15 protein-coding genes are annotated in these 15,856 nt (G+C 65.1%); 5 read left to right on the plus strand and 10 right to left on the minus strand.

Features of this window, described 5'->3' with window-relative positions; genetic code table 11:
- The first annotated feature begins 1 nt into the window (after position 1).
- A complete protein-coding gene (locus tag GJ629_RS02120; protein ID WP_157511537.1) occupies positions 2-1,390 on the plus strand; it encodes a sulfatase-like hydrolase/transferase in 1,389 nt (462 codons plus the stop codon).
- Positions 1,390-2,619 carry a glycosyltransferase family 4 protein gene (locus tag GJ629_RS02125; protein WP_157511538.1) on the plus strand — a complete coding sequence of 410 codons (1,230 nt, stop codon included), beginning with the start codon at positions 1,390-1,392 and terminating at the stop codon, positions 2,617-2,619. Before GJ629_RS02120 ends, GJ629_RS02125 begins: the two co-directional genes overlap by 1 nt.
- On the opposite strand, the gene GJ629_RS02130 is transcribed toward GJ629_RS02125, so the two are convergent.
- The 9 genes from GJ629_RS02130 to GJ629_RS02170 form a co-directional block, all read right to left on the minus strand.
- Positions 2,520-3,446, minus strand: a complete 927-nt coding sequence (locus GJ629_RS02130; protein WP_157511539.1) for a glycosyltransferase family 2 protein — start codon at positions 3,444-3,446, stop codon at positions 2,520-2,522. The two genes, GJ629_RS02125 and GJ629_RS02130, sit on opposite strands and share 100 nt — an antisense overlap.
- A gap of 93 nt (positions 3,447-3,539) precedes the next feature.
- Positions 3,540-4,496 carry an NAD-dependent epimerase/dehydratase family protein gene (locus tag GJ629_RS02135; RefSeq protein WP_157511540.1) on the minus strand — a complete coding sequence of 319 codons (957 nt, stop codon included), beginning with the start codon at positions 4,494-4,496 and terminating at the stop codon, positions 3,540-3,542.
- A 2-nt stretch (positions 4,497-4,498) separates the two neighbouring features.
- Complete coding sequence (locus GJ629_RS02140; RefSeq protein ID WP_157511541.1) at positions 4,499-5,665, minus strand: glycosyltransferase family 4 protein; 1,167 nt, start codon at positions 5,663-5,665, stop codon at positions 4,499-4,501.
- Positions 5,665-6,723, minus strand: coding sequence for a glycosyltransferase family 4 protein (locus GJ629_RS02145; RefSeq protein ID WP_157511542.1), 1,059 nt, complete (start codon positions 6,721-6,723; stop codon positions 5,665-5,667). The genes GJ629_RS02140 and GJ629_RS02145 overlap by 1 nt, the downstream gene beginning before the upstream one ends.
- Positions 6,720-8,357, minus strand: coding sequence for an alkaline phosphatase family protein (locus tag GJ629_RS02150; RefSeq protein WP_157511543.1), 1,638 nt, complete (start codon positions 8,355-8,357; stop codon positions 6,720-6,722). The genes GJ629_RS02145 and GJ629_RS02150 overlap by 4 nt, the downstream gene beginning before the upstream one ends.
- A gap of 49 nt (positions 8,358-8,406) precedes the next feature.
- Positions 8,407-8,916, minus strand: a complete 510-nt coding sequence (locus tag GJ629_RS02155; RefSeq protein ID WP_197428393.1) for a hypothetical protein — start codon at positions 8,914-8,916, stop codon at positions 8,407-8,409.
- Positions 8,913-9,749 (minus strand): glycosyltransferase, encoded by an 837-nt coding sequence (locus GJ629_RS02160; protein ID WP_157511545.1) that lies wholly within the window; start codon positions 9,747-9,749, stop codon positions 8,913-8,915. Before GJ629_RS02160 ends, GJ629_RS02155 begins: the two co-directional genes overlap by 4 nt.
- A gap of 54 nt (positions 9,750-9,803) precedes the next feature.
- The gene (locus tag GJ629_RS02165) at positions 9,804-10,763 is read right to left on the minus strand and encodes a DUF1616 domain-containing protein (protein ID WP_197428394.1); all 960 of its coding nucleotides are present in this window, start codon (positions 10,761-10,763) and stop codon (positions 9,804-9,806) included.
- A gap of 49 nt (positions 10,764-10,812) precedes the next feature.
- A complete protein-coding gene (locus GJ629_RS02170) occupies positions 10,813-11,907 on the minus strand; it encodes a glutathione S-transferase family protein (protein ID WP_157511547.1) in 1,095 nt (364 codons plus the stop codon).
- A gap of 155 nt (positions 11,908-12,062) precedes the next feature.
- Between GJ629_RS02170 and GJ629_RS02175 the strand changes: the two genes are divergently transcribed.
- The 3 genes from GJ629_RS02175 to aspS all read left to right on the plus strand — a co-directional run bounded on the left by GJ629_RS02175 (position 12,063) and on the right by aspS (position 14,791).
- Positions 12,063-12,593 carry a 50S ribosomal protein L16 gene (locus tag GJ629_RS02175; protein ID WP_157511548.1) on the plus strand — a complete coding sequence of 177 codons (531 nt, stop codon included), beginning with the start codon at positions 12,063-12,065 and terminating at the stop codon, positions 12,591-12,593.
- A gap of 200 nt (positions 12,594-12,793) precedes the next feature.
- The gene (locus GJ629_RS02180) at positions 12,794-13,450 is read left to right on the plus strand and encodes a bacterio-opsin activator domain-containing protein (RefSeq protein WP_157511549.1); all 657 of its coding nucleotides are present in this window, start codon (positions 12,794-12,796) and stop codon (positions 13,448-13,450) included.
- Positions 13,451-13,486: 36 nt separating this feature from the next.
- Positions 13,487-14,791 carry an aspartate--tRNA(Asn) ligase gene (aspS, locus tag GJ629_RS02185; protein WP_157511550.1) on the plus strand — a complete coding sequence of 435 codons (1,305 nt, stop codon included), beginning with the start codon at positions 13,487-13,489 and terminating at the stop codon, positions 14,789-14,791.
- A 138-nt stretch (positions 14,792-14,929) separates the two neighbouring features.
- Here the strand turns inward: aspS and GJ629_RS02190 are convergent, their stop codons facing one another.
- Positions 14,930-15,208 (minus strand): DUF2892 domain-containing protein, encoded by a 279-nt coding sequence (locus tag GJ629_RS02190; protein WP_157511551.1) that lies wholly within the window; start codon positions 15,206-15,208, stop codon positions 14,930-14,932.
- Positions 15,209-15,856: the final 648 nt, after the last annotated feature.

Raw genomic sequence — 15,856 nt, forward strand, 5'->3', positions numbered from 1 at the left:
TATGGATCACGCGGACCGAGTCGTCCTCATCGTCCTCGACAGCGTCCGTGCGGACGCACTCACGGAGACGACAGCGCCGAATCTGACGGCCCGCGTCGACAGCGATTGGCTCACCTACGAGAACGCCATCTCGCCCGCGCCGTGGACGCTGCCCGCGCACGCCAGCATCTACACCGGGCGACTCCCCCGGGAACACGGCGCGACAGCGCACAACAAATACCTCTCGACGGACCATCCGACGCTGGCGTCGCAGTTCGAAGCCGCCGGCTACCACACGCGACTGTTCTCGAACAACCCGTTTCTCTCCGAGACGTTCGGGATGGTCGAGGGGTTCGAGGAGGTCGTACTCCACCTCGACACGAAACTTCGTCCGGACGCGACGGGTCTCTGGGTCGCCGACATCCTCGACCGGAGCGATAGCTGGACGGAGACAGTGCGGACACTGCTGGCTAGCGGGAACCGCTGGACACCGGTGAACCTCCTGTACGAACTGCTCACACTGAAAACAGACCGCGTCGGACCGGCCGACGACGGGGCGGAGCGTACTGTCGATTACTACCTCGGGAACGACAGTGACGGGCCCGAGTTCACGCTGTGTAACTTTATGGAGGCGCACTTGCCCTACGATCCGCCGGAGCCGTTCCGGTCTAGGCACCTCCCCGACGGAGCGACCGAGGACGACGCCGCCTCGGTGAATCAGGAGCCGTGGGACTACGTCCTCGGGGAGCGCGACACCGATTTCGCCGTGCTCCGGGGACTCTACGAGGGCGAGATAGCGACCCTCGACGCCCAGTTAGAACGGCTCTTCGAGGGCCTCGAAGCCGATGGCGCCCTCGTTGAGTCGCTGATCGTCGTCTGTGGCGACCACGGAGACCACTTCGGCGAACACGGGTTGCAGGGTCACGCGGGCAGTCTCCACCGCGAACTGCTCGACGTACCGCTTTTCGTGCGGTTCCCCGGTGGCGAACACGGCGGCGAAAGCGTCTCCGAGACGGTATCGTTACGGCAACTGTACAGTAGTCTCTTGCAGTGGACTGACACGCCGACGCCGGAGGCGGAAAGGGCGCCGGATCCGCTCCCGATGCCGGGCGAGCCATCGACACAGGAGGGAGTCGTCGCGGAGTATATGGGCGTCCAAGACATCGACGTCGATCCGAGAGCGCTCGAAGCGTACGATTACCGACGGACGAGCGTCCTGACGGCCGACTCGGAGTTGATCGAATCGGACGACGGCGTCGACTATCACGACGGACCCACCGACGCGGAGACGCTCCGGGGGCTGAAATCGGAGATACTCGACGGTGTGCCGGACACCGTCTCGACCGGTCGTGACGGGGACGTTCCCGCGTCCGTCAGAGAACGGCTCGAAGCGACGGGGTACGTGCAGTGATGCGGGTAGCGTTCGTCAACCGGATGCTGGGTATCCGCAGGAGCGGCGGCGGGATGTGGGACTACCGGATGGCCGAACAGCTCCGCGAGCGCGGCGTCGACGTGACGTTCTACGTCGCCGAGCCGCTCACGGGCGAACTTACAGAGGACCTCTCGCCGTTCGAGTGCGTCCCGGTGCCGACGCCACACCTACAGGATATCGCCTACGCGGCGCCCCGGGGTATCGGCGGCGTGCTCGCGGACATAGACGCGCGGGTGTTCGCGTCGAGGGTCCACGCCAAGCTGGTCGACGAGGCGTTCGACGTGGTCCAGTACAACACCAACCGGGAGTTCGCGCGGTACACCGACCGCGTGGACGCGCCGACGGTCCTGAAACTCAACGGACCGCCGTACTCACTCTATCGGGACGTACTCAACCCATTCACTGAGAGTTCCTACGACGTACTCGAAGCGTTCGACGCCGTCGTCACGACCGGCGCGACCACCGAAGCGGTCCGCGAGCGGAGCGGCGTCGAACCGGTCGAGATCAATCCCGGGGTCGACACCGACCAGTTCACACCGGGTGCGAGGCCGGTCGACGGTCCACGGTTCCTGTTCGTCGGTCGGTTCGTGCCCGCGAAGAACCTCACCACGCTGGTCGACGCGTTCGCCACGGTGAGAGACCGCTGTCCGGACGCGGAGCTGACACTCGTTGGCGACGGTCCGCTCCGCGATAAGGTGGCCGAGCGCGTCCGGGAGAACGAACTCGACGCTGCCGTCACTCTCCCGGGGTACGTTCCGAACGAGGACATCCCGGAGTACTACCGGGACGCGACGGCGTTCGTCCTCGCGTCCAGTCACGAGAGCTTCGGTATCGTCCTGTTGGAAGCGATGAGTGCCGGGATTCCGGTCGTCGCACCGGCGATAGACGCGATCCCACGAATCGTCGACGACGGCGAGAACGGGCTGCTAGTCGAACCGGACTCCGCGTCGCGCTGGCCGACGCGATGGAGCGGGTGGCCGAGGCGCCGGACCTGTGTGAACGGATGGGTGAAAGCGGTCGACAGAAGGCCACGCGCGAGTTCCAGTGGGACCAGCGCGGTGAGAAACTGCTGGAACTCTACGAGTCGCTCCGCGAACGGGAGCGTGCCTCACCGGCCGAGCCGACGTTTCAGTCCGACCAGTAGTTCGAACCCGCGGTGGCCGAACAGAGCGACCAGATACAGGAGGAGGCGCTTCGGTGAGACCTGATACCCCAACGCGGCCCGTAGCTCTCGGCGGCCTGCCACAGTGTCGCCGTTGTGGAGATACGCGACGGCTGTATCGGTGTGGTGAGTCGCCCACGCGTCGGAGAAGACTGCGTGCTCCCGGAGTGTGGACTCGTATCGGTCCAGAACTAGCTCGCGGTACTGCTTTTGCTGATCGGCGTTGCGGGACATCCCGCCGTCGTGAACCGACCGGACGACGAGCGGATCAGGGACACACCCGACGGCGTGTTCGCGCGCGATGCGGAGGTAAAGGTCCCAGTCTTCTTGATACCGCAGGGACTCGTCGAACCCGCCGACGCCTTCGAACACCGAGGCCGGGACGACGACTCGTGAGGGGGAACCGAGGTGGTTTCGAACGAGTAAGTCCCGGAAGATGTCGCCCGCGAGGGATGGGCGTGCGGTGTGGACGACCTCGCCATCGTCGGTCACCGAGACACGACCGGTGTACGAGAGCCCGAGGTCCGGCCGTGTCTCGAACTGTCGGACCTGCCGTTCGATCTTTCGGGGCTTCCACCGGTCGTCGTCGTCGAGAAACGCGAGCAGGTCCGCATCGGTCGCCGAAGCGGCTTGGTTTCGCGCGGCCGGAAGCCCCTGCGGACTGTCGTTGCTGACGTACGTCAACCGGTCACTCCCGTAGACATCGGCGTACTGTGAGACGACGGCTTCGGTGCGATCATCAGTGCTGGCGTCGACGACGACGGCCTCGATGCGCTCGTAGGTCTGATCGAAGATACTTTCGAGGGCCGCGTCGAGTCGCTCCGGACGGTCCATCGTCGGGACGATAGCGGCGACCTGTGGACGGTCAGGCATCGCTATCTCACCCGCCAAGCCCGCGCGAATCGGTTGCGGCTACGCCAATAGTTATCATCTTATCCAAGCCATCCAACAGAGAATACCACGGTATCATACCTCGGTATCGACGAACCACTCGTAGAGCCTGTCCAACCCGGTCTCCAGCGGCACCGTCGGTTCGACCCCGAGTTCCCGTATCCGGCTGTTGTCCGTGACGAGGCGCTCGATGTCGCCGGCCTTCGGATCGCCGGTCGCGCGGACGTTCGGCTCGCCGTCGTAGAACCGCTCGGCCATCAGTTCCGCGAGTTCGCGGATACTGGTCGGCTCCGTGCCGCCGACGTTGAACGGCCGGCCGACGGCGTCCGGGTGGGTGCCCAGAGCGACGAGCGCCGCGACCGTATCCGAGACGTAGACGAACGTCCGGACCTGCTCGCCGCTGCCCAACATCGCCAGTTCGGAGGGGTCGGCCTCGAGTTTCCGGAAGAAGTCGTACATCACGTACCGGGGCTGGCGCGGCCCGTACGTGTTGAAGATGCGGAGCGCGCTGACGTCGATGTCGTAGGTCTCCCCGTAGGCGAATCCGAGTTTCTCGGCGGCGAGTTTCGACGCGCCGTACGGCGAGACGGGATCGAGGGGGTGGGACTCGGCGATGGGGACCGACTGTGGCGGCCCGTAGACGGCCGCACTCGACGCGAGAACGATCCGATCGACGTCGGCGTCGACACCGGCTTTGAGGACGGCCTGTGTCCCCGTGGCGTTCACCTCGAAGTCGTGACGCGGTTCCTCGACGCTCGTCGGGACGTGGGCGTTGGCCGCGAGGTGGAAGACGAGGTCCTGCCCGGCCGTGGCCGTCGAGACCGTCTCTCGGTCGCGGACGTCGCCCTCGACGAACTCGACGGCGTCCGCGACAGCGTCGAGGTTCCGCCGATCACCGGCCGAGAGGTCGTCGAGGACCGTGACGGCGGCGCCGCGGTCGACGAGGTACTCTGCGAGATGGCTCCCGATGAACCCCGCACCGCCGGTGACGAGGACCGACGCGTCCGACAGATCGACCTGACCACTCTCCATTGCTACTCCGTTCCGGCCCGCCCTACTAAGGTGTTGTACTTCGAGAGGATCGTCCCGGCGACGGTCTCCCACCGGTAGGTTTCCCGGACTGTGGCCCGGTTTCGGTCCCCGACGGCGACGCGTTTGGAGGGGAGGTCGAGGTAGTATCTGATCGCGGTCGCCACGGCGCGTGCGTCGGGCGGCGAGGAGACGATAGTGCCGTTTTCGCCGTCGGTGACGGCGTCGGGGATGGCTCCGGCCGCCGTCGAGACGACGGGGAGGCGGGCGTTCATCGCTTCGAGGATGACCGTCGGGAGCCCCTCCCAAGTGCCGAGGAACACGAACAGATCCGAGGCGTGGTACGACGCCTTGAGATCCTCGAACGGGAGGGTCCCGTAGAACTGGATCCGGTCGTCCGCACGGCCCCGGAGGTCGTCGACGTACGCGTCGTCGCCGGAACCGACGACGAGAGCCTGTAGGTCGGTATCGGGCAGGTGGTCGGTGACGGCGTCGACGAAGACGTCCGGGTGTTTGGCCGGGACGAGACGGCTCACGAACAGCACGGTCGGGACGTCGGGGTCGAGGCCGTACTCCTCCTGAAACGCCCTGACATCCGCGTCGGGCACGTCGTACTCCGCCGGGTGGATGGCGTTGGGGACGACCGAGACCGACGCCGGATCGACGTCGAAGCGGTCGAGGAGGCGTCGCCGTTCCGTCGCACCTTGGACGAAGCTGTGATCGACACGGTCGAAGACGTACTGGGCAAACGGTCGATAGACGGTGTTGAGCGCCCGGACGAACGAACTGGTCGACGTTATCTCGGCGGAGTGGACGGTCATCACCGTCGTCGCGTCGTCGGGTATCGCGTGGGCGGCTTCGAGCGTCGAGAGGAACCACGGACTGTGGAGGTGATAGACGTCGTGGTCGCTGGCGTCGAGACGACGGTAGAGCTCCCGCGAGACGGGGTTCCGGAGGAGTGACAGATCGGTGTCACAGTAGTGGACACGGCCGTCGACCGTGGATTGTGAGGAGGCATCCTGCAGACTGCGGTCGGTCGTATACGTCGTCACGTCGTGGCCCGCCGCCTCGGCCGAGCGGTTCAGCCGGTAGACGTAGTTCTCGATACCGCCGATAGACGGGCGGTAAAGGTGTGGTACTTGTGCGATGTCGAGTGTAGTTTGTGTGGTCATCAGTCCTCCGAATCGGCGACCGCGAGATACGTCGAGGCGACACTCTCCCAACTCGGGAGGGACGCCGAGACGTCGACACCGGCGACGCGGTCGACGGCAGTCCCGAGGGCGTCGGGTGTCGGTTCGATCAACGCACCGCAGGCGTGGCGTTCGACGAGGCTCCTGTGTGCGGGAACGTCCGAGAGGACGACCGGCACGCCGAACGAGAGCGCCTCCAGCGACGCCACCGGCATCCCCTCGTAGGCCGAGAGGCTCACGAAGGCGTCCGCCGTTGCGAGCCAGCGCCACTTCTCGTCGTCGTCGACGTAGCCACGGACGTGAACCCGGTCGCTGGAGACGGCCGAGACGACATCGTCGTGAAGCGGCCCATCGCCGGCGATCACGGCGTGTATCGAGGGATCGGCCGCACAGACCGCGTCCAGACAGCGCGCACACAGTGCCGGTCGTTTCTGGTACGTGTGGCTGCCGAGGCTGACGAGAAGCGTCGCGTGGTCCGGAATGTCGAATCGCTCACGGATCGGTCCGACCGACTCCCCTGCCGGCGTCGAGAGCCCGTTGGGAACGTACGCCGCGTCCTCGACGCCGAAAGTCGATACCTCAGAGCGTAGCTGTGGGGAGACGACGGTGTAGGTCGGCCCCTCCGGCACCGTCGCCCGGAGCCGACCGTAGAACCAGCGTTCGAGACGGCTCGTTGCCCACAGATACGGAAGCCGACGGCGGGGGTAGACGCCGTCACGTGCGAGACAGTACTCTGCCATCTCGGTTGTGTGGAAGGTGACGAGCGTCCGGTCCCAGAAATCGGCGTCCGGGACAGTCGGGGAGAGCGGCTGGTGCATCCAGATGAGGTCGTACGCTCCGGACCCCGAGAGGTCACGGAACTGCTTTTGCCACCACCGGGCGATGCCGGGGACGCCGACGGTCACGCCACCGACCCGTGCCGCCGCGCCGTCGGGGAGGCGGTAGTCGACGTCGTGCCCCATCGCGTCCCACTGCTCGCCGACGCGTTCGGCGACGGCCTTGATGCCGAGCCTGTGAGGGGTGAGGACGAGACAGTTCACTCCAGATACCCCATCCCTTTGAGCCGGTCTTCGAGCGCCTGTTCTTCCGCGCTCGTCATCTCCGCCGCTGTCCCCGGAATCGCCCCCTCGTAGGTCGTCCACCGCGGGTCGTGGTCGACAGCGGAGAGCGAGAGCGGCGCGCCGTCGAAACGCTCGTCGAGCGGGATGTCGTGTAGGTGCAACAGCGTCGGCGTGACGTCGAGTATCGACGGTGTCGACCCCGGCGACCACTCGGAGTCGATGTCGGGGCCGGCAGCGACGAGCAGGCCCGTATCGGTGTGATCGATGCGCCCTGCGTCGGCCGGGATGAACGTCTTCCCGCGCGGCTTGGCGCTCCCGATGACGTAGTCGTCGTGCTGGTGGAGCACGATGTCGGGGGCGTCCGCGACGTACGGACCCTCGTAGACGTCCTCTCGCGGCTTGACCTCGGTGAACGCCGGCGTACCGTCCGGCCCTTCCAACGCGGCGAGGCGGTCGATCAGTTCCGACCGGAGGTCGTCGTAGGCCCCCTCGTCGACGATACCGTCGTCGTAGTACGTCTCGGCGTTGATGACGACACCGACGTCGACGCCACTGAACCCGATACCCTGATAGAAAGCCCGGCTTCGCTCGTAGTCGATCACTTCCTCGTCGACCCCGGCTCCGAGGCCTGCCGGGGCGAGACGGGTGGCGAGGTCGTACAGCCCGGCCGTGGCGAGCAGGCGTTCGAGGCGCTGTTTGGTGACGCCGACCGACCCGAGGGCGGCCAGCAGACGACCCGCTACCGACCGTCGACCGTCGGCCTCCGCTCCCATCGCCCGATCCATCCACGCAGACTTCCGCTCCGACCCGACTGTCGTCTCGGCGTAGCCGTTCTCGGCGAGCCACGTGTTGAGCGCGACCGACCACTGCTTTGGCTGGCCGATACCGTGGTCGGAGACGACGACGACGTTCGGATCACCGCCGGCCGCGTCTAGGATGTCCCCCATACAGTCGTCGACACGTTCGAATATCCGACGGACGTTCTCGCGGTCGTCGAACTTGTGGACGGCTCCGTCGGTCTTCTGAAACTCGACGAAACAGAGGTCCCACTCGTACGCGTCCATCAGCGCGAGGGTGAGGTCCCGCCGGGAGTCAGTCAGCGAGCGCCACTCTTCGAGCAGTCGCCCCTCGGAAACGTCAGCCGCCTCCGAGGGAGCGTAGACGCGGTAGTCGTCCATCCCAACTCGCTCTAGGACGTCCGGCGGGTACGTGTCCGGCGTGTCGGTGGCGAGATACCCAGGGACGAGAGCACCGTCTATCTCACGCCCGGGATGGGTTACGGGGACGTTAACGACGAGCGAAGTCCGGTCGTTGGCCGTCGCGTAGTCCCAGAGCCGACGCGCCCGGACGGTTTCGTCGGAGACCGGCGTGACGTGATATGAATCAGGGTGGCGCTCGTAAAACCCAAACACACCGTGTTTTCCCGGGTTGACGCCGGTAGTGAGCGACGACCACGCCGGCGGTGTCGTCGCCGGGACACAACTTCGGAGCCCCGAGGCGACCCCGCGGTCGAGCAGCCCCGAGAGCGTGTCGAGGCGGCCCGAGTCGAGCCACTCGTCGATCAGATCGAAACACGCGCCGTCGAGGCCGAAGACGATAGTCCGGGCAGTCATAGACGGGAGCGCTCAGATAGCTGTCGGCTGGGGACGAGACAACCGTCGATCATGTGCTCTTCTGGTTCTGGAGTGCGTGGAGGACGATAGCGGTGAAACAGGAGAACGTTCCGACGAGAAACAGGAGGACCGACAGCAACGAGAGGCCGACCGGGAGCGTTCCCCAAGCGAGGTACCGTTCGAGCGCCCAGAACGCGACGCCGACACCCGCGAGTATCGACGCTGCCCCGGGAACGCCGAGCGCCAGGATCGGGTGCCGCCGCTCGACGGTCGTCAGGATGCTGTGGACCAGCGAGAGACCGTGTCTGACCGGATGGTAGCTGTTGGAGTCCTCGACATCGTGGTAGACAGTCGTCCCGACCTCCCGGATCTCGTAATCCCGGTCGAACGCGTGGTAGAGGATGTCCGTACTCGCGTCCATCCCGGTTCCGATCGACTCGTCGGCCGCCAGCGAGTCGACCGCAGCGGTACTGTACGCCCGGAATCCGCTCTGGGTGTCCGAGATGCGCTGGGAGGCAGTGACGGTACCCAGACTGACGTTCAGGAGGGAATTTATCACCCCGATACCGAACCGGCGGTACAACGGGACATCGGCGCTGGACCCCGTTTTGAACCGGCTACCGATGACGATCTCCGCGTCGCTCTCGCGCTGGGTTTCGAGGAGGCGGGATATCTCTTCGGGTTCGTGTTGGCCGTCGCCGTCGACGACGAGAGGTGGTCGACCGAGCGGTCGCTGGCAGCGGTGAACAGCGTCCGGAGCGCCGCCCCGTACCCGCGGTTCGTCTCGTGCTCGCGGACCGTCGCGCCGGCGGCACGGGCGCGGGTGGCCGTCCCGTCGGTACTGCCGTCGTCGACGACCAACACCTCGTCGGCGTACTCGGTCGCACCGTCGACGACATCGTCGATCGTCGCCGCCTCGTTGTGGGCCGGGATACCGACGAGGACGGACGTCTCAGTCGACCGCTCCGCGACGACACCCTCGACGGCATAGCCGCCTTCGTCGAGACGGTCGAGAGTGGCGTCGAAGTCGATCCGCGGACACGACGGTGGACGAGTGATCGCGGCCGGATACCCCCGTTCACGCGCCGTCGAGGCGATTTCTCGCACGAGGGCGGACGGGTCGGGGTCCCCACGTGTCGGTCCGAACGTTGGCACGTCCAGCTGCCGGGCGAACGTGACGCTGTCGGCATCGGGGATGTCGGCGTGCCCGACGAGCACGTCGTGCCCGCGGTGGCGTGCGTACAGGATGGCGCGGGCCAGTGCCGCCTCGTTGTCCCGGGTGGCGACGAGGACAATCGCAGGCCGATCCGTCCGCGAGAGCCCCTGTGACTCGGTGGTGTGTGTACGGGCTATCGCCACGTCGTCCGCGTCCGACACACCGTCGTTGCTCATCTACTCCCTACTACCCGAAGCGTCGTTAGAAAAGTTTCGGCCCCCGACGCGGCGTCACTCTTCGACGGTCACCCAGAGTCGAACCGAGCGGTAGGCAGTGTCGACAGACGGCGACGACGGCACGTTCCCACGGTAGAGTAACACGACCAGTCGGAGGCGGTCGCCACTCGTTGTCGGCGTGATATCGCGTCGCTGTTGCCACATCTCCCCGTCGGAGAGTTCGGCGGTGAAGCTGTCGAGTGTCTCGGTCGAACTGACCGTACGCGACTCACCGTTTCCGGCAACTCGTTGGAGTTCGACGACGCCGGAGTAAGTCACTGCCTGATTCTCGTTGTTCTCGACGCCGACAGTGATCCGTTCCGTCTCGCCCGCGGTGAGCGTGTCAGGGTACTCCCCGCCCGCGGTGTCGTTCTCCGGGAGAACGTACAGTTCCGTGTACGACTGCCCCTGTTTCGGGACGGCGGTGACGTACCCGACGGCTGCCAAGGCGAGGAGGAGAGTCACGACGGCGAGCACCGAGAGCGCGGTATCCCGCCGGTCGTTCGAGACCGAAAGCGTGCGACGGACCGAGTGTAGCCACGGACTGAACTGGAGCGTGAACCGCTCGTCCGGCGGGAGTCGCGACCAGCGGAACGCGGCGACGGCCACAAAAAGCAGCGTCAGCGCGACTGTTCCAAGGACGACCCCGACGAAGGTGACGCCGATCCCCGACCGTTCGATACCGAGGCCGTACAGCGACAGGAGCCCGATACTGAACGTGCAGGCGTAGACGAGTCGAGTGAGGAGATCCGGCCTGCTCGGGATCCGCTCGTCCGCCCCGGAGACCGGAGCTTCGGGAAACAGAGCCGCGACGAACGCGTATCCGGGAACGAAGAGGACGAACGGAAGACCGAACAGGACCCGGAGTAGCGAGTCCTCGAGGACCGAGACAGCGGCGGCCGCGAGAAGCGTGAACCCGACGATAGCGGCGAGGTCGGTCGGGACCGACTGTGAACGCGCCGAGTCGCTGTCCATCATCCGACGGTTGTCGAACGACGACTAAAAGGGACGTGATTGTGACCGCTCAGACCGACGGCGTCGGCCCAAGCGGCGACTCGCCCGGCAGTTCGTCGCGGTCGTGGGGCGCCTCGAAGTCGAGGGCCGGGCCGACGGGGACGATCCGTTTCGGGCTCACGTCGGGGTGGGTCGTGTAGTAGTGTTCGGTGATGTGGTCCATATTCACCGTCTCCGAAACGCCGGACTCACGGGTCGCTTCGCTCTCGCGGGTCGTACCTCCCCGCTCGCTTGCACTCCCCGTTCGTTCGTTCGGCGCCCCCTCACTCCGTTCGGCGCCGCCAGTCTGGTACAGATCACGCAGATACGGCCAGAGGTTGTCGTACTCCCGGATCAGCTTGTGGTTGCACATAAAGTGGGTGTGATACACCGCGTCGAAGCGGACCAGCGTCGTGAACATACAGATGTCCGCCTCGGTCAGGCGGTCGCCGGCGAGGTAGCGCTGGTCCGCAAGCACCGAGTCCCAGTGGTCCAAGGCGTCGAACAGCTCCGTGACAGCCTCGTCGTAGGCGCGCTGGCTGTCGGCGAACCCGCACTTGTAGACGCCGTTGTTGATCGGTTCGTAGATGGCGTCGATTATCTCGTCGACGTCGTCCTGATACCCCTCGGGATAGAGGTCAACGTCGTTGTCGGCGACGTCGTCGAACTGTGTCGAGAGCATCCGGAGAATCTCCTTGGATTCGTTGTTGACGATGGTCTCTTCCTGTTTGTCCCAGAGGACGGGGACGGTCACGCGGCAGGTGGCGTCGGGGTCGGCCTCGACGTACAGTTCCCGGAGGTACTCAGAGCCGTACAGCGAGTCCTCGGTACAGCCCTCCTTCTCGGGGGTGAACTGCCAGCCGTCGTCGTCGCGGAACGGGTCGACGTAGTCGACGCTGATGGCGTCCTCCAGTCCGAGCAGTTTCCGGGCGACGAGCGTGCGGTGGGCCCACGGGCAGGCACGGCAGACGTAGAGGTGGTACCGACCGGCTTCAGGCTGGAAGCGGGCGTCCGGGTCGTCCCGAATCTCGTTCCGGAAGGTCGTGTCCTGTCGGTCGAAGGCACCGTCCTCGTTGGTTGTCTGGTAGGCGTCGGTGCGCCACTCGCCGTCGACGAGCATATTCATACACGTGCTTGGGGCGACAGTCTGAAAAACACGGTAGTGACACCGGCGTAACTGCTTCGGCGCCGGCGAGTGGCGTGGGACGACACGGCATAGGGGGAGTCGGCCTTCGAAGGCCTTATGCCCACGCTCGGCGAGGGTTTCGCCAAGAGAAACCTATGTCGGACAAACCCGCCTCGATGTACCGGGACATCGACAAGCCGTCGTACACCCGGCGAGAGTACATCACCGGAATCCCCGGTTCGAAGATCGCACAGCACCAGATGGGCGACAAGCAGAAAGACGCCGACGAGTACCCTGTCCAGATCAGCCTGATCGTCGAGGAAACGGTCCAGCTGCGCCACGGTTCGATGGAGGCGTCCCGCCTGTCGGCCAACCGCCACCTGATCAAGGAACTCGGTGAGGGCAACTACAAGATGACCCTCCGGAAGTTCCCCCATCAGGTCATCCGAGAGAACAAACAGGCGACCGGTGCCGGTGCGGACCGTGTTTCCGACGGGATGCGCCAAGCGTTCGGGAAAATCGTCGGCACCGCCGCCCGGATCCAGTCGGGCGAGCGACTGTTCACCGCCTACTGCGAGGTCGAACAGGCCGAGGCCGTCAAGGAGGCCTACCGCCGCGCGTACAACAAGATCACGCCGCCGTGCCGCATCAAGGTCGAGCGCGGCGAAGAGCTGCTCGTCTCCTGATCGCCGGCCGAGTTCGTTTTTGCAGCCGTCCCTGAGAGCCAGCGCTCGGTCGACGGAGTAGTGACACGGCTGAGGGTTCACGGATCTTCGACGCGATACCACGGGGTTCTGTCAACCGAAACGCAACGGCTGGAGTAGTTTACGGACCGATTGGCCAGCTGTGCCGCACATTTATATCATACGACGATAAATTCAGGCGTGTGAGTATTATCGTCGAGTATAGCGTTACGTCGCCGGAGCTAGCGCTGTACGACGCGACGACGGTGGTTCCGGAGGTGCGTGTGGAGTTGACCGACATGGTCGCCACCGACCCCCAACAGCCGGTGATGTTTTTCTGGGTCGTCGACGGTGACCAGGCGGCGTTCGATTCGGCCCTAGAGAGCGACGATAGCGTCCGAGAGGTGCGCGTATACGCCGACACGGACGACCGACGGCTGTATCGAATCGTGCTGTCCCCGGAGACGGGTATCGTCTCGTACCCCAGATGGGTCAGCGCCGGCGGCGGCCTCATCAAGGCGTCCTGTCAGGGTGGGATGTGGTCCGGGACGATGCGGTTTCCTGACCGTGAGGCCTTACAGGAGGTCATCCACTGGCTCCGGGAGAACGACATCGTGCTCACGGTCAACGCGATATACGACGAGCAGGCGGCCGCGGAGCCGATCGCAAACGGACTGAGTTCCGGACAGGAGCGGACGCTCGAGCGGGCCTACGAGATGGGACACTACGAGATTCCACAACGGGCGACCGCGGCCGAGGTGGCCGAGACGCTGGACGTCTCCCAGCAGGCGGTCTCCGAGCGCTTGCGGCGGGCGTACGCGAACCTCGTGCGACAGCACGTCCTCGACGGGACCGAATAAACGGTGTTTAAGTCCGGCCCGCCGGTAAGGCCGCCTATGGACGACCGAACTTACAGTGCGGACGCCGAGCCGGGCCAGACGGTCACCGTCGCCGGCTGGGTCCACGAGATCCGTGACCTCGGCGGTATCGCATTCATCATCGTACGCGACACGACAGGCAAGATTCAGGTCAAATTCGAGAAAGACGAGATGGACGAGGACCTCGTCGAGACGGGGCTTGACGTCCACCGCGAGAGCGTCGTCACCGTCACCGGCGCCGTCGAGGAAGAAGAGCGCGCGCCGACAGGCGTCGAAATCGTCCCCGAGGACGTCGAGGTCGTCGCCCCGGCCGACCCGGAACTGCCGCTGGACCCCTCCGGGAAAGTCGACGCCGAACTCCCGACGCGGCTGGACAACCGGACGCTCGACCTCCGGAAGCCCGACGTGAAGGCCGTCTTCGAGATCCGGGCGGAGGTCCTCCGCAGCGTCCGCGAGGCGTTCCGCTCGGTCGACTGTACCGAAATCAACACCCCGAAGATCGTCGCCACCGGCACCGAGGGCGGGACCGAACTGTTCCCGATCACCTACTTCGGCCGCGAGGCGTTCATGAACCAGAGCCCGCAGCTGTTCAAACAGCTGATGGTCGGCTCCGGGCTGGAGCGGGTCTTCGAGATCGGACCGATCTTCCGCGCCGAGGAGCACAACACCCCGCGGCACCTCAACGAGGCGACCTCCATCGACTTCGAGTCGGCCTTCTTCGACCACACCGAGGCGATGGACGTCTGTGAACACGTCGTCCGGTCGGCCTACGAGGGTGTCGCCGAGAACTGTCAGGCCGAACTGCAAGCGCTCGGCCTCGCCGAGGAGTTCTCCGTGCCCGACGGTGAGTTCCCGCGGCTCACCTACCAGGAGGCCATCGACAAGATCAACGCCACCGGCGAACTCGACGAGCCGCTGGTGTGGGGCGACGACCTCTCGACGGAAGCCGAGCACGTCCTCGGACAGGAGGTCGGCGAGCACTACTTCGTCACCGACTGGCCCAGCGAGATCAAGCCCTTCTACATCAAGGATTACGACGACGACGAGGAGATTTCGACGGGCTTCGACATGATGCACCCCTCGATGGAACTGGTCTCCGGCGGCCAGCGTGAGCACCGCTACGACCGCCTCGTCGACGGGTTCGAACAGCAGGGGCTGGACCCGGAGGCCTTCGAGTACTACACCAAGATGTTCCGCTATGGGATGCCGCCCCACGCCGGGTGGGGCCTCGGCGGCGAGCGCCTCGTGATGACGATGCTCGGGCTGGAGAACATCCGCGAAGCGGTCATCTTCCCGCGAGACCGCCAACGGCTGTCGCCGTAGAACCGGTCGCAGCTTCTGTTTTTCGGCGTTGTTGAAGTCGTCAACCAGTGACAAGTCTCAAGGGCTGTGCTGAATGTAGAGGGTGTATCCATCAGCTCCTTTGGTTAGGCGGTATCGCCGCCCAGGGAGGAAAGACGACTATTTTGGGTTGGTGACGGTCGGTTTTTCTGATTCGCCGGATTCCTTCTGGCGGTACGTGTTGAATCCGAGGACTCGGTTGAGGGGACACTTCTGGACGAGGGCGGTGACCAGCAGTATCGCCCCAACGAGGAACACAATTACGGAGGTGAGCGCTTGGGGTAACGGGCCGACTGCGAGGCCAAGCAAGCCCGCGTAGCCAGCGACCCCTGCCAGAACTAGGATGGGGCCGATAACGAGACGAACAATGCGGTCCATCCCGCCGACGTTCTTCTTCATAGTATTTTCCTCGTAGTGGTATACGAGCCTGCTACGGGGTAAATAGTCGTCACGTCGTCCTCGTGTGACCCGACCCTCGCCATTGGACCGGCATCCCCGTTCAATAGCGCTTCCAGTACATCATAGAATTGGTCAGATATAGCTTGGACTTCCTCTTCTGCGGTTGATATTGCCATATGTTAGTCTCTCTACGTTCATAGAGGGCGCCCACCCAAGTGAATCAGTGACATTTTCACACCACGATGGTGTTACTAGCATCCGGGTGACACACGACCAACCAGCAGGGACCCGTGCTGCATACGCGCCCTGTATCCAGCACGCCGTTTGTATCAAACTTTGAGGACTTCAACAGAGCCGTTTTTCGAGTGTGCAGAGCGGTGGCCACGCCGGCGTTTCATCGCCGGACGCGGGGAAGGGCAGGCCTGCCGTTGCTGTCGCCGTGCGATGCTGTTGCGGTGCGGTAAAGCACACTGTACAACTACCGCGAGCGCTCTACCCGAGCGCGAGCGGGCCCTTTTTTTTCCCCCCAAAGTTTTTTTTGCGTAGGGGAGGGGACGCCCCTCAGCGTCCCCTCCCGACCCGTGCGAAACGGGGCGCTGCGCGCCCCGTGAGCAGACGAGGGGGGGTCGGCCCCCCGCCCGACCCCCC

Source organism: Halapricum sp. CBA1109, assembly GCF_009741825.1.
Lineage (GTDB): Archaea > Halobacteriota > Halobacteria > Halobacteriales > Haloarculaceae > Halapricum.